The sequence below is a fragment of the Kitasatospora sp. NBC_01539 genome, assembly GCF_045040525.1.
Classification (GTDB): domain Bacteria; phylum Actinomycetota; class Actinomycetes; order Streptomycetales; family Streptomycetaceae; genus Kitasatospora.
Genome location: NZ_CP109390.1, coordinates 4,928,458 through 4,942,015 on the forward strand (window position 1 = coordinate 4,928,458; position 13,558 = coordinate 4,942,015).

10 protein-coding genes are annotated in these 13,558 nt (G+C 74.4%); 6 read left to right on the forward strand and 4 right to left on the reverse strand.

The window, feature by feature from the left end; genetic code table 11:
- Nucleotides 1-58 precede the first annotated feature (58 nt).
- Nucleotides 59-2,035 (reverse strand): BACON domain-containing protein, encoded by a 1,977-nt coding sequence (locus tag OG335_RS21320; RefSeq protein WP_405012717.1) that lies wholly within the window; start codon nt 2,033-2,035, stop codon nt 59-61.
- Between the two features lie 256 nt (nt 2,036-2,291).
- On the opposite strand from OG335_RS21320, the gene radA reads away from it, so the two are divergent.
- Nucleotides 2,292-3,836 carry a DNA repair protein RadA gene (gene radA / locus OG335_RS21325; RefSeq protein ID WP_405012718.1) on the forward strand — a complete coding sequence of 515 codons (1,545 nt, stop codon included), beginning with the start codon at nt 2,292-2,294 and terminating at the stop codon, nt 3,834-3,836.
- A gap of 179 nt (nt 3,837-4,015) precedes the next feature.
- Nucleotides 4,016-5,074, forward strand: a complete 1,059-nt coding sequence (gene disA, locus OG335_RS21330; protein ID WP_405015475.1) for a DNA integrity scanning diadenylate cyclase DisA — start codon at nt 4,016-4,018, stop codon at nt 5,072-5,074.
- 289 nt (nt 5,075-5,363) lie between these two features.
- Here disA and OG335_RS21335 read toward each other — a convergent pair whose 3' ends face one another.
- A complete protein-coding gene (locus OG335_RS21335) occupies nt 5,364-6,194 on the reverse strand; it encodes a hypothetical protein (protein ID WP_405012719.1) in 831 nt (276 codons plus the stop codon).
- A 188-nt stretch (nt 6,195-6,382) separates the two neighbouring features.
- Here OG335_RS21335 and OG335_RS21340 point away from each other — a divergent pair, with 188 nt between their 5' ends.
- The gene (locus OG335_RS21340) at nt 6,383-7,147 is read left to right on the forward strand and encodes a rhomboid family intramembrane serine protease (protein ID WP_405012720.1); all 765 of its coding nucleotides are present in this window, start codon (nt 6,383-6,385) and stop codon (nt 7,145-7,147) included.
- 127 nt (nt 7,148-7,274) lie between these two features.
- Entirely contained in the window at nt 7,275-8,180 is a 906-nt protein-coding gene (locus OG335_RS21345) for an A/G-specific adenine glycosylase (protein ID WP_405012721.1), read from the forward strand.
- Nucleotides 8,181-8,408: 228 nt separating this feature from the next.
- On the opposite strand, the gene OG335_RS21350 is transcribed toward OG335_RS21345, so the two are convergent.
- Nucleotides 8,409-9,998 carry an MDR family MFS transporter gene (locus OG335_RS21350; RefSeq protein WP_405012722.1) on the reverse strand — a complete coding sequence of 530 codons (1,590 nt, stop codon included), beginning with the start codon at nt 9,996-9,998 and terminating at the stop codon, nt 8,409-8,411.
- A gap of 220 nt (nt 9,999-10,218) precedes the next feature.
- Between OG335_RS21350 and OG335_RS21355 the strand changes: the two genes are divergently transcribed.
- On the forward strand, nt 10,219-10,848 hold the full coding sequence (locus OG335_RS21355) for a TetR/AcrR family transcriptional regulator (protein WP_405012723.1): 630 nt from the start codon (nt 10,219-10,221) through the stop codon (nt 10,846-10,848).
- Nucleotides 10,849-10,972: 124 nt separating this feature from the next.
- Here the strand turns inward: OG335_RS21355 and OG335_RS21360 are convergent, their stop codons facing one another.
- Nucleotides 10,973-11,962, reverse strand: a complete 990-nt coding sequence (locus OG335_RS21360; protein ID WP_405012724.1) for a M23 family metallopeptidase — start codon at nt 11,960-11,962, stop codon at nt 10,973-10,975.
- Nucleotides 11,963-12,288: 326 nt separating this feature from the next.
- On the opposite strand from OG335_RS21360, the gene OG335_RS21365 reads away from it, so the two are divergent.
- The gene (locus OG335_RS21365) at nt 12,289-13,437 is read left to right on the forward strand and encodes a threonine aldolase family protein (RefSeq protein WP_405012725.1); all 1,149 of its coding nucleotides are present in this window, start codon (nt 12,289-12,291) and stop codon (nt 13,435-13,437) included.
- The last annotated feature ends 121 nt before the right edge of the window (nt 13,438-13,558 follow it).

The following is a 13,558-nucleotide window of genomic DNA, read 5'->3' on the forward strand; positions in this document are numbered from 1 at the left end:
CCGGGGAAGGCCGGTCGTGGGCAGCGCCGCCGGGTGCGCAGCCGTCCGGCGTGTGCCGTCAGGGCGTCGCCGTGCTGCCCGCCGGGCCGCCGCCGGTGCTGCCGTCGCCCCGGTCCGCGTGGTCGTCGCCCGTCGCGGGCGGTGCCGACGGGGGTCCGTCCTGGCCGGGGGAGGGGTCGCCACCGCCGGGGCCCGGGTCCGACGGTCCGGTGCCAGTGCCGGTGCCGGTGCCGCCGGAGCCGGTCCCGCCCGGGCCGGGGTCCGGGCTCGGGTCCGGGCCCCCGGTCGGTGTGCCGCCCGGTGCCGGACCGGTGCCCCTGGACGGTCCGGAGCCGGGGTCGGCAGGCCCGGACGGGCCGCCGGTGCCGTCCTGCGGACCGCCCGACTGGCCGCCGCGCTGCACCGGTCCGCCCTCCAGGGTGACCACGGCCTCGGACGGCGGCAGCGTGATCCGTGCCGTCCAGTGGCCGGCGGGCACCCGCGCCTCGTCGACGGTCACCGTCAGGGTGATTCGGCGGCCGGGTTCCAGCGTGCCCTCGTCCCGGCTGAGACGGAGCCAGTCGGCGCCGACCACCGCGTGCCACCGGATCGTGGTGCCACCGGAATTGGTGAGGGTGATCACGGTGCGGTTCTCCCACTCGCTGGCCTCCACGGTCAGCAGGCCGGGGGCCGGTGCGGACGGCCTGACCGGGACCGGTGCCACCTCGGCCCCGGCGAGCGGGCCCGCGCCGTGCGAGGGAACCGGGACAGCCGCCCCCTCCACCACCGGCAGCAACGTTTCTTCAGCGGACGCTCCTGCCAACTGCAGCCCCTCCACCGGGCCCGTGGTGTCCGCCCCACCCGCCCCGGGTACGTCGGCCGCACCCGAGTCGGCCGGCGGCGTCGACACCCGGACGGACGACACCGGCGCCGCCGAGCCGACACCCTCCCCGCCCCGGTGGGCGGCCCACAGCGCGACCACCGGCGCCGTCAGCACCGCCGCCAGCACCCCGGCGGTCACCACCCGCTGCCGGACCAGCGGCCTGCCGCCGCCGGCCGCACGGTGCCGGGGAAAGCCCCGCTGGTCGAACCTCACCGGCGGCCGCCCGCCCGCCGCCGCGGCTGCCGCGGCCAGCCGCCGCCCGGCCGCCGCTCCCGCCAGGAACGCCGCGCCCGCCGCACCCTCCGGTACCTGCGACGGGGTCGCACCCACCCGTACGGTCACCGGCGCCGACACCAGCGGAAGCCCCGGCAGGCCGTCGAGCCCGTGCTCCAGGGCGCCGCCCACCCGGTCGGCCGTCCCCCGGCAGGTCGGACACTCCACCACGTGCTGCACCAGCTCACGGCGGAGCGCCGGGCCGAGCACCCAGCCCCGCCAGCTCTCCGCCCCCACACCGCCCAGGTGTGCGAGCTCCGGACAACTGCCCACCCCCAGCACCAGCAGCGCGGTCCGGGTGCGGCCGACCTCCTCGCCGGCCGCGGCCAGCAGCTCGGCGGCCGCCGGTGCGGACATCCCCAGGACGGCCGCCACCTCGCCCGGCGTCAGCCGGTGACGGACGGCCAGCTCCAGGGCCTCCCGCTGCTCCGGGCCGGTGCCCGCCGCCTCCGGCCACGCGAGCCGGGACAGCTCCTCGCGCCGCTGCGCGAGGACGGCCGGGCGCGCCGGGCGTGGCGAGCCCGCCGTGGTCCAGGGGCCGGCCGGTGTGCCGGAGGAGTCGGCGGCCGTGCCGGCACCCGTTCCGTGGGCCTCCGTGCCGCGGGCCTCGGTGGTGCCGCCCGCGGTGCCGGGCACCATGCCGGGCGGCGCGCCGTTCTCCAGCCGCCGGAGGCAGCAGTGCCGGGCCAGCGCGTACAGCCAGGCCCGTCGCATGTCCGCGTCGGCCAGCCGGTCGCCGTGCCGCAGGGCGAGGTCGCGGACCTCGCCCACGGCGGCCACCGCGGCGTCGTGCTCGCACAGGACGGACAGGCAGTAGGTGAACAGCCCGTCCACGTGCCGTCCGTAGGCGTCCAGGACCGGGGACCCGACGGACACCGGGTTCTCAAGCAAGCTCGTCACCCCACCGACGGTAGAGAGACCGCCTCTCCGCCCCGGGAAATCGGCACGCTTGTCCTTCTTTCGGGTAACAGGACAGTGCGACCCGTGTCCTGCGCGCGATGTGCCCCGCACCGGGGGAACCGCGCCCGGACCGTCGCGGTTCGGCCCGTCGTCCACCCCTTCCGGGCCGGGTCCGGTGACGGCTCCCGCGCGGGGTTCCTCCCGCCGTTCGGATCGACGGCGGCCGGTTGTCGGACCCACCCGCTACGGTGGCCGCATGGCAGCCCGTACCAAGACCACCGCCAAGCCGCGCTCGGCCTACCGCTGCACCGAGTGCGGCAACCAGCTCCCCAAATGGGTGGGCCGCTGCCCGGAGTGCAACGCCTGGGGCACGGTCGAGGAGTACGGCGCCGTACCGATCCGGACGACCGCGGCGGGCCCGGTCAGCTCCCCGGCCAAGCCGATCGGGCAGGTCGACGGGCAGGTCGCGACCGCCCGCACCACCGGTGTGCCCGAGCTCGACCGCGTGCTCGGCGGCGGCATCGTCCCCGGCGCGGTCGTCCTGCTCGCGGGCGAGCCGGGCGTGGGCAAGTCCACCCTGCTGCTGGACGTCGCCGCCAAGGCCGCCAGCGACCGGCACCGCACCCTCTACGTCACCGGCGAGGAGTCGGCCGGCCAGGTGCGCCTGCGCGCCGACCGCATCAACGCCATCTCCGACCACCTCTACCTCGCCGCCGAGTCCGACCTCGGCGCGGTGCTCGGGCACATCGAGGCGGTCAACCCCGGCCTGCTCGTCCTCGACTCCGTGCAGACCATCGCCTCCGCCGAGCTGGACGGCGCCCCCGGCGGCCCCGCCCAGGTCCGCGAGGTCGCGAGCGCCCTCATCCGGGCGTCGAAGGACCGGGGCATGGCCACCCTGCTCGTCGGCCACGTCACCAAGGACGGCCAGATCGCCGGGCCGCGCCTCCTGGAGCACCTCGTCGACGTCGTGCTCAGCTTCGAGGGCGACCGGCACGCCCGGCTGCGCATCATCCGCGGGGTCAAGAACCGCTACGGCGCCACCGACGAGGTCGGCTGCTTCGAACTGCACGACGAGGGCATCGTCGGCCTGGCCGACCCGTCCGGGCTCTTCCTGACCCGCCGTGACAAGCCGGTGCCGGGCACCTGCCTGACCGTCACCCTGGAAGGCCGCCGGCCGCTCGTCGCCGAGGTGCAGGCGCTGATGGTGGACTCGCAGATCCCGTCACCGCGCCGGACGACCTCCGGCCTGGAATCGCCGCGCATCGCGATGATCCTCGCGGTGGTCGAACGCCACGGCGGGGTCAAGCTGGGCAAGCAGGACATCTACACCGCCACCGTCGGCGGAGTGAAGCTGACCGAACCGTCCGCGGACCTCGCCATCGCGCTCGCCGTGGCCAGCTCCTCCTCCGACACGCCGCTTCCCACCAACCTCGTCGCGATCGGCGAGGTCGGCCTCGCGGGCGAGGTCAGGCGGGTGACGGGCGTGCAGCGACGCCTCGCCGAGGCCCACCGGCTGGGCTTCACCCACGCCCTCGTCCCGCCGGACCCGGGCAAGGTGCCGGCCGGCATGAAGGTCGTCGAGGTCGCCGACATCGGCGAGGCCCTGCGCGCCATTCCGGGCCGCCGCCGTGCGCCCGCCCGTCCGCGGGGCGAGCAGTCGGCCGCCGGCGGAGGGGCCCCCGCCCGCGGTGCGGGAGCCGCCGGCGGCAACGGCCGGGCACCGGCCGACCGGCCCGTCGCCGCCTACCCGGAGGAGCTCATGGAGGGCTGGGAACCGGTCGACGGGGACGAACTCGTATGACTCCGGCACCGCTGTTGCCGCACACAGTTAGACTTTGCCCTGTCTAATGGGCAATTGGTCACAGGTGCAGTAAACAAGCGAGGGATCGTCGGGCGCCGCGCCACGCGGTCCGGCTCGACCGGAGGAGTCACGTGGCAGGCAGCGACCGGGCGGACAAGTCCCCCCGCGAGGAGGCCCTGCTGCGGGCTTCCCTCAGTGCGATCGCGCCCGGAACGGCGCTCCGGGACGGCCTGGAGCGGGTGCTGCGGGCCAACACCGGCGGCCTCATCGTGCTCGGTTTCGACCGGAGCGTCGACGCGCTCAGCACCGGCGGTTTCGTGCTGGACGTCGAGTTCACCGCGACCCGGCTGCGTGAGCTGTGCAAGCTCGACGGCGCGGTCGTCCTCGACAAGGACATCACCAAGATCGTGCGTGCGGGCGTCCACCTCATGCCGGACGCGGACATCCCCACCGACGAGACCGGCACCCGGCACCGCACGGCCGAGCGGGTGAACCGCCAGACGGGCTTCCCCGTCGTCGCGGTCTCCCACTCGATGCGCCTCATCGCGATGTACGTCAACGGCACCCGCCGGGTCCTGGAGGACTCCACCACCGTCCTCTCCCGTGCCAACCAGGCACTCGCCACCCTGGAGCGCTACAAGCTCCGGCTCGACGAGGTCGCCGGTACGCTCTCCGCGCTGGAGATCGAGGACCTGGTGACGGTGCGGGACGTCGCCGCCGTCGTCCAGCGCCTGGAGATGGTGCGACTCATCGCCGCCGAGATCGCCGGCTACGTCCTGGAACTCGGCACCGACGGCCGGCTCCTCTCCCTCCAGCTCGACGAACTCATCGCCGGAGTGGAACCCGAGCGCGAACTCGTCGCCCGCGACTACTTCCCCGAGCGGGCCGCCAAGAAGGGCCGGACCGTCACCGAGGTCCTCGCCGACCTCGAAGCACTGACCCACGCCGAGCTGCTCGACCTGCAGACCGTGGTCAAGGCCCTCGGCTACTCCGGCACCCTCGAAACGCTCGACTCCGCCGTCTCCCCGCGCGGCTACCGGCTCCTCGCCAAGGTGCCGCGCCTCCCCAACACCGTCATCGAGCGACTCGTCGAGCACTTCGGCGGACTGCAGAAGCTCCTGGCGGCCAGCATCGACGACCTGCAGACGGTCGAGGGCGTCGGAGAGACCCGGGCCCGTTCCGTCCGGGAGGGGCTCTCGCGGCTCGCGGAGTCGTCCATCCTGGAGCGGTACGTCTGAGCCCAGCCGCGGGATGCCCGGCCGCCGACCCTCGCTGCTGGGCCGCAGGGCGGCGGACGCCCGGCCGGTGGGCCGGCCGTCGCGGTTCTGCGGCGGACGCGGCGCGGGCGGTGCCCGCCACGTACGACCCGGAGGTGCGGCCGCCGGTCCGCGGATGCGGTGGTCCGTCCGTCCGCCCGCCGGGGTGCCGATGTTGAGCCGATCGCTGCGCGCGGGCCGGTGGCCGGATTCCCGACCTCGGGCAGGTGCGGTTCGGCCCGCCGGGCGCCCCGGGGGCGTGGGCGCGTGCTCAGCCCTCCAGGCGGATGGAGGTCCGTGCGGAGACCGGTCCGCCGGCGGGGCCGGTCAGGTCGGCCTGGACGAGGTAGTTGCCCGCCTCGGCCGCGGTGGTGGGGGCGGTGGCGCACAGCGGCTTGCTGCGGCTGCGGTCCCAGGTGAAGTTCTCGGTGAGTCCGGCACCGGCGGCCAGGCGGACCCAGGTGGCCTGGCGGGCGCTCGGGCAGTCGCCGGAGGACCAGACGCGTTCGCCTGCGCTGGAGGTGACCGTGAGGGTGGAGGCCGTGCGGCCGAGGTCGACCCGGCAGCCGGACGTCGACGTGTTGCGGACGGTCAGCGCGAGCCGGGGCCTGACCTCGGCGGCGTACGCGTTGAGTTCGCTCGCGAGTTCCAGGGAGACCTGCGAGGCCTTGCAGACCGGCAGTGCCATCACGGCGGAGGTGTTGACCGGAGGTTGCCCGTCGCCGGTGCCGGTCGAGCCGCCGGCGGCCGAACCGCCGCCGGTCGTACCGGTCGTACCGCTGGTGCCCTCGGTGCCGTTCGTACCGGAACTGCCGCTTCCCGTGCCGCCGGTGGTCAGGCTGACGTCGCCGCCGCCGGAGCCGGACACGCTGCCCGTGCCGCCGCCGGTGCCGCCGGGCCGGGAGGTGATGGCCGACCCGCTGGGGCTGGCGCCCGGCGTGATCGACTGGACGGGCGGTGCCTGCGAGCCCTTCTTCGACCCCTGTGCGCCCTCGTCACCCGATCCGGTGACGAGCCAGGCGACCAGCGCGATGACGACGGCCAGTGCCGCGAGCACGACGACGCGCCGTCGCCAGTAGATCGAGGCTGGCAACGGTCCCACGGGTTGACGCATAGAGGGCACGGGCAAACTCTACGAGACTGTGTGCACCCGTTGATGCATCAACACTGTACGGGTATCACTTCCTTCACATGATCCGCCATTTGCTCCGGACGGGCGAGGGACCTTCGGCGTGTCACGCGGCTGCTCGGCGCCTGTGACGGAGCGCGCGGGCGCCCTATAGTCGCGTCATGGCGAGAGCGCAGCGTACGGATCCCGACCCCGCCCGGATGATCGCGGAGGCGCGGCGGGCGTTCTTCGTGATGTTCTTCCTGCTCTGTGCGGTGTGGGCCGTCCAACTCGTCAACTGGGTCGGTGACTACGGGCTCACGCTCGACTTCGGCATCCGCTCGCACCGGGTGGAGCGGCTCCCGGACGTCCTCGCCGCACCGTTCCTGCACGTGAACTGGCAGCATCTGGAGGGGAATTCCGGCCCGCTCTTCGTGTTCGGCTTCCTCGCCGCCTACCGCGGGGTGAAGAAGTTCCTCGGTCTGACCCTCCTCGTCGTGGTGACCAGCGGCGCGGCGGTCTGGCTGTTCGAGCGCGAGGGCGTGGTGACGGTCGGGGCGAGCGGGGTCATCTACGGGTACTTCGGCTACGTCGTCCTGCGCGGCCTGATCGACCGCAACCTGATCGACAGCCTGATCGGCCTCGTCATGGGGGCCTCCTTCGCCTACATCCTGACCACCGCCGTGCCGGGCACGCCGGGTGTCAGCTGGCTCGGGCACCTCGGCGGGCTGGTCGGCGGCCTCGCCGGCGCCTGGGTCTTCCGTGACCGGGGCCACCGGGGCCACGGCGAAGGCATCGGCCTCGGTACGCACGGCGACCACGACGGCGGTGTCCGGCCGGCGGGTGCGGCCGTGCCGTCCCAGCCCCCGGCGGTCCGGCCGGCGGCCGGCCTTCCGGAGAGCCCGCGTGCCGCGCTGCTGAAGGAACTGGACGACCTCGGCCTCTGAGGCGTTCCCGCCCGGCCGTCACCGAGGCGCGAAGACCGGATGCCGGGGACCGAGGCGCGAAGACCGGGTGCGGGGGATTGGGTACGGCCCGGATCGGCTCCCGTGCCGTGGGAGGATCGACGGTGCCATGGTTGCCATTGACGTCACTTCCCCTGCCGCCCTGCCCGCCGCACTGCACACCACGGTCATCGGCTGGTACGAGGCCAATGCCCGCGACCTCCCCTGGCGCACTCCGGACGCCTCGCCGTGGGCGGTGATGGTCAGCGAGTTCATGCTCCAGCAGACCCCGGTCAAGCGGGTGCTGCCCGCGTACGCCGCGTGGATGGAGCGCTGGCCGACCCCTGCCGACCTGGCAGCCGACGCACCCGGTGAGGCCGTGCGGATGTGGGGCCGACTCGGCTACCCCCGCCGGGCGCTGCGGCTGCACGGCGCCGCGGTGGCGATCACGGAGAAGCACGGCGGACGCGTGCCGGACGACCACGCCGCCCTGCTGGCGCTGCCCGGCGTCGGCGAGTACACGGCCGCGGCGGTCGCGTCGTTCGCCTTCCGGCAGCGGCACGTGGTGCTCGACACCAACGTGCGCCGCGTCTTCGCGCGGGCGGTGACGGGGGTGGAGTACCCGGCCCAGGCCACCACGGCGGCCGAGCGGCGCACCGCCGGGGAGTACCTGCCCGCGACGCCGGAGACCGCGGCGACCTGGGCGGTCGCCGTGATGGAGCTCGGCGCGCTGGTGTGCACGGCCAGGGGGCCGGAGTGCGGCGCGTGCCCGCTGTTCGCGGAGTGCGCCTGGCAGCGTGCCGGCCGACCGCCGTACGAGGGGCCGGCACGGCGGGGCCAGACGTACGAGGGCACGGACCGCCAGGTGCGGGGGAAGCTGCTCGCGGTGCTGCGGGACGCCCACGGCGAGGTGCCGCGGAGCCGTCTCGACGAGGTCTGGCCGGACGCGGTGCAGCGGGCCCGTGCGCTCGACGGGCTGGTCGCGGACGGCCTGGTCGAGCCCGTCGCGCAGGGCGTCTACCGCCTGCCGCACTGAGACACGGCCCTGCAGCCCCGCAGCCCCGCAGCCCCGCAGCGCACCACACGCATGCCGTCGTCGCGCGCCGCAGCGCGCCCGGCCCTGCGGATGCCGCCCGGCCCGGCCCGGCCCCGTGGACGGCGGAAGGACCCGCCCGGACGTGCCGGGCGGGTCCTTCCGTGGTGGTGCGGCGGCGGCCGGGCTGCGGCGTCCGCCACGCCGGTGACGCGTGCCGCGTCCCCGGTGTCAGACCGCTTCGAGCGAGGGCTCGGGCTTCTGCGTGCCGGCGCCGCGCAGCGGCACCTCGTGCAGGAACACGGCCGCGGCGACGGCGACGAGGCTGATCACCGCGCCCCACAGGAAGACGGTGTGCATGCCGTTGGAGACCGCGTGGTGGTAGGCGTCCTGGACGGCGGCGGGGAGCTTGCGCAGCGCGCCCGGGCCCATCTGGCTGAGGTTGGCGCCCTGGCTGCCGCCCGCGTTGCCGAGGCGGTCCTTCATGGTCGAGGTGACCTGGTTGTTGAAGATCGCGCCGAAGAGCGCGACACCGAAGGAGCCGCCGATGGTGCGGAACAGCGTGGCGGTGGAGGAGGCGACGCCCATGTCCTTGAGCTCGACGCTGTTCTGCGCGACCAGCATGGTGATCTGCATGAGGAAGCCCATGCCGGCGCCCAGCACGACCATGTAGCAGGCCGAGGTGAAGCGGCTGGTGTCGGTCGAGAGGGTGGAGAGCAGCAGGGAGCCGCCCGCCATGACCGCGGTGCCGATGATCGGGTAGATGCGGTACTTGCCGGTCTTGGTGACGGCCTGGCCGACGACCAGGGAGATCACGAGCATGCCGAACATCATCGGCATGAGCAGGAGGCCGGAGTTGGTGGCCGAGGCGCCCTGCACGGTCTGCTGGTAGAGCGGGAGGAACGTCACCGCGCCGAACATCGCGAAGCCGACGATGAAGCCGATCACCGAGACGAGGGCGAAGTTGCGGTTCTTGAAGAGGTCGAGCGGGAGCATCGGCTCCTCGACCCGCTGCTCGACGTAGCCGAAGCCGAGGAGCGTGGCGACGGCGAGCGCGCCGAGGCCGAGGATCTGCTTCGAGGTCCAGTCGTACTCCTGGCCGCCCCACGTGGTGATGAGGACGAGCGAGGTGATGCCGACGGTGAGGAGCACCGCGCCCGCGTAGTCGATCCGCGCGGTGGAGCGGGTGGTGGGCAGCTTCAGGGTGACCACGATGAACGCGAGCGCGAGGACGCCCAGCGGCAGGTTGATGTAGAAGGTCCAGTGCCAGCTGAGGTGGTCGGTGATGAAGCCGCCGACGAGCGGGCCGCCGATGGTGGCGAGCGCCATCACGGCGGCGAACATGCCCTGGTACTTGCCGCGGTCGCGGGGCGCCACGAGCGCACCCATGATCGACATGACGCCGACCATGAGGCCGCCGGCGCCGAGGCCCTGGATGGCGCGGAAGGCGATGAGCTGGCCCATCGTGCTGGACAGGCCGGAGAGGGCCGAGCCGACGAGGAAGATCGCGATGGAGATCACGAACGTGCCCTTGCGGCCGTACATGTCGCCGAGCTTGCCCCAGATCGGGGTGGAGGCGGCGGTCGCGAGGGTGTAGGCGGTGACGACCCAGGAGAGGTGTTCGGCGCCGCCGAGGTCTCCGACGATGGTGGGCATGGCCGTGCCGACGATGAGGTTGTCGAGCATGGCGAGCAGCATGGCGACCACGAGGCCGACCATGACCAGGCGGATCTCGCGCGGCGAGCGCTGCGCGGGCTCGGCGGGGTCGGAGGACTCCGCCGCGGGTCCGTCCGCGGAGGCTTCGACCTGTTGCTGTGACATGGGTGGTGTTCTCCCCGAGAGCGGCGTGGCCGCGCCGTTCGCGACCTACTTACTTGTCGACCGGCTAGTTACCCGTCGCGTGGCACGGTAAGTTGTCCCCCAGCCGGGCGTCAAGCCGGTTTCCGAGGATGCCCCCGGGACAGGGACAATGAACCTGGGGAGTGTGCCGGAAGCCGGTCCCACCCGCCACCACCGCAGCCACGAGGCAGGCCAGTCAGCGATGAGTACGACGCAGAGCCCCCGCAGCGACACCCGCGCGCGGATCATCGACGTCGCCCTGGAACTTTTCGCCTCACAGGGTTACGAGAAGACCTCGCTACGGGAGATCGCCGACCGGCTCGGCGTCACCAAGGCCGCGCTGTACTACCACTTCAAGACGAAGGACGACATCGTCCACGGCATCGTCCGGACCATGGCCGCGCCGATAGACGAAGCCATCGCCTGGGGCCGCGGCCAGGCATGGTCGCCGGAGCTGCGCGACGAGCTGGTGCGCCGCTTCGCGGCGGGCATGGCCGAGCGGGCGCCGCTGCTCCGCTTCTTCCACGAGAACCAGCCGGCGCTGCGGGAGTCCGCCGCCGGGCACGAGTTCAAGGAGCGGATGCTGGCGATGATCGAGCTCGTCCAGGGCCCGGACGCCACGTTCCACGACCGGCTCCGCGCCACCATGGCGCTCTTCGCGATCAACTCCGCCTTCTTCCTGCTCAAGCAGGAGCACTCCGAGCCGTGCGGCACCGGCTCCGTCGCGTACGCCTCGCCGCCGGTGACCCTGGTGGAGGCGATGGACGCCGCCGTGGAGCTCGCCCTGGAGATCGCCGCCCGCATCGAGCCCGCCGGCGGGCCGACGGCCTGAGGGACCCCGCACGTACGGCGGCGCCGGCCCCCCGTTCCCGGGGAGCCGGCGCCGCCGTACGTGCGGGTCGCGCGGAGGGCGCGCACAGGTCGCGCGGGGGCGACCCGAGGGCGCTCGGGCGCGGTCAGAAGTTGTTCGCGCCGTGCGCCGAGAGGTAGGCGATCGGGTCGATCACCGCGGCGTACCGGTTGGCGGTGCGGATCTCGAAGTGCAGGTGCGGCCCGGTGGAGTTGCCGGTGTTGCCGGAGAGGCCCACGCGGTCGCCCGCCTGCACCTTCTGCCCGGCGTGCACGCCGAGCTTCGACATGTGCGCGTACTGGGCGTAGTGGCCGTCCGCCAGCTTCAGGACGACCTGGTTGCCGTACGCGCCCGCCCAGCCGGACGACACCACGGTCGCGTCGCCGACGGCCACCAGCGGGGTGCCGACCTTCACGGCGAAGTCGACACCGGTGTGGAATCCGGCGGCGTAGCCGTGGTTGGTCTTGTGGTACGGGTTGCTGGTCCGCGCGCCGGGCGCCGGGGAGGTCCACTCCGGCTTCTGCTCGGCGGGCTGCTCCTGCGGCTGCGGGGCCGGCTGCTGCTGGGCGGGCTGGGCGGGCTGGGCGGCGGGCTGCTGCTCCGGTGCGGCGGGGGCCGCGGGCTGCTCGGGGGCCGGCGGGGTGAGGTTGTGCGCCACCGCGACGGCGTCCTGCGCGGAGGCCGAGCGCGGCTGCTTGTACGTGCTGGGCTCGGCCAGCTGCACCACGCGGGTGTCCTGGTGCGGCGCTGCGGCCGCGGTGAACACCGAGCTGCCGGGCACCGTCGGGCTGACGGTGGTCTGCGCCGCCGCGTGGCCGGGCAGCATCAGCACGCCGAGCGCCAGCGCCGCGACACCGCCCGAGGCCACCTTCGCCCGGTGCTGGTGCAGCATCCCGTGGCCGCCGGTCCGCAGTCCGCTGACGGCCGGGCCGCCGCTCCGCAGGCCGGTGACGACCGGGGCCCCCGGCAGCACGCCGGTCAGCGAGCGGGCCGAGAACGCGCGGGAGCTCAGCGAGCGGGCGTTCAGCAGGGCGGTGGCCGTGCCGGCGGTGGCCGTGCGGGTGAGGCGACGGGCGGCGTCGGAGAACGAAGACATCGGAGCGGAACCTCGCGGAAGGGGGCGGTGCGCAGCGGAGCCGCGGGGCTCCCTGGCGGGGACTTCTCCGGTGTAATCGCTGGGTCGGCGGGCCCCAAACGGTGTGACGTACGACGGGCCGTCGTAGCGGACGCCGCGGCGGGCCGCCCCGCCCCCGCGAAGGCGGGGCGGCGGGCGGGCCGGCGACTACTACCGCCCCTCGTACCGCGGGGTGGGCCTGTGACCACTGCCACCGCGGTACCCCTCGGCGGGGAAGGCCAATCGTGACCCGGGCCACAGCGGGGTGCGGTCCGGTGCGGATCCGGCGCCGGGCGGTGTCCCGCGCCGTGCGGCGCCGGGTTCTGCGCGAAGATCGGGGGGTGAACGAAGAAATCCAGCAACGCCGGTTCGCGGCGTTCCGTTCGTGCGAGCGGGTCCTGTCCGGCAGCCGGCCGAAGTCCCTGCGGGAGCGGATGGCGGCCCTGGTGTCCGAGTCCGACGGCATGTACGACCTCGACGGCCGGGTGGACGTCTACGGGGACGGGGTCGTACGGGCCCTGGAGGGGCGTGTGGCGGGCCTGCTCGACCGGGAGGGTGCCGCCTTCTTCCCGACCGGCACGATGGCCCAGCAGGTGGCCCTGCGGCTCTGGGCGGACCGCTCCGGCAGCCAGGTGGTGGCGATGCACCCGCTGGCGCACCCGGAGGTGCACGAGCGGCGGGCGGTCTCCCGGCTCACCGGGCTGCACACGGTCTGGCCGACGACGGCCCCCCGGCTGCCCACCCCGGACGAACTCCGTTCCTGTGAGGAGCGGTTCGGCACCCTGATGCTTGAACTCCCGCTGCGTGACGCTGGCTTCGTGCTGCCCAGCTGGCAGGAGCTGGTGGAGGTGGTGGAGACGGTCCGTCAGTTCGGCGCGCTGGTGCACCTCGACGGTGCGCGGCTGTGGGAGTCGACCGTGCACCTCGGCCGCACGCTCGCGGAGATCTCCGCCCTCGCCGACTCGGTGTACGTCTCCTGCTACAAGTCCCTCGGCGGGCTGAGCGGCGCCCTGCTGGCCGGCGACGAGGACTTCGTCCGGGAGGCCCGGGTCTGGCGCCACCGGTACGGCGGCCAGCTCTTCCAGCAGTGGCCGGCGGCCCTCTCGGCGCTGGCCGGCCTGGAGCACGAACTGCCGCGCCTGCCGGGCTACGTGGCGCACGCGCGGACGGTCGCGGCGGCCCTCGCCGAGGTGCCGGGGGCCCGGGTGCACCCGGCGCCGCCGCACACCCACCAGTTCCGGCTCTGGCTGCCGTACACGGCCGGGCTGCTCACCGAGGCCACGCTGCGGTTCGCGGAGGAGCGCGGCACCGGCCTGTTCGGCTTCTGGGACGAGCCGGGCGCGGCCGGGACGTCCGTCACCGAGGTGACCGTCGGCAGTGCCGCGCTGGCCTGGTCGGCGCAGGAGGTCACGGACGCCGTGACGGAGTTCCTGGCGCTGGTCCGCAGCCTGTCCTGAGCGCCGCCCCGCCGCGTGCCGCCCGCCGCGTGCCGCCCGCCGCGTGCCGCCCGCCGCGTGCCGTGTGCGCCTCCTGCCGGCGGCCCGGGACGCGGATCGGCCCGCTCCCCCGGGTGAGGGG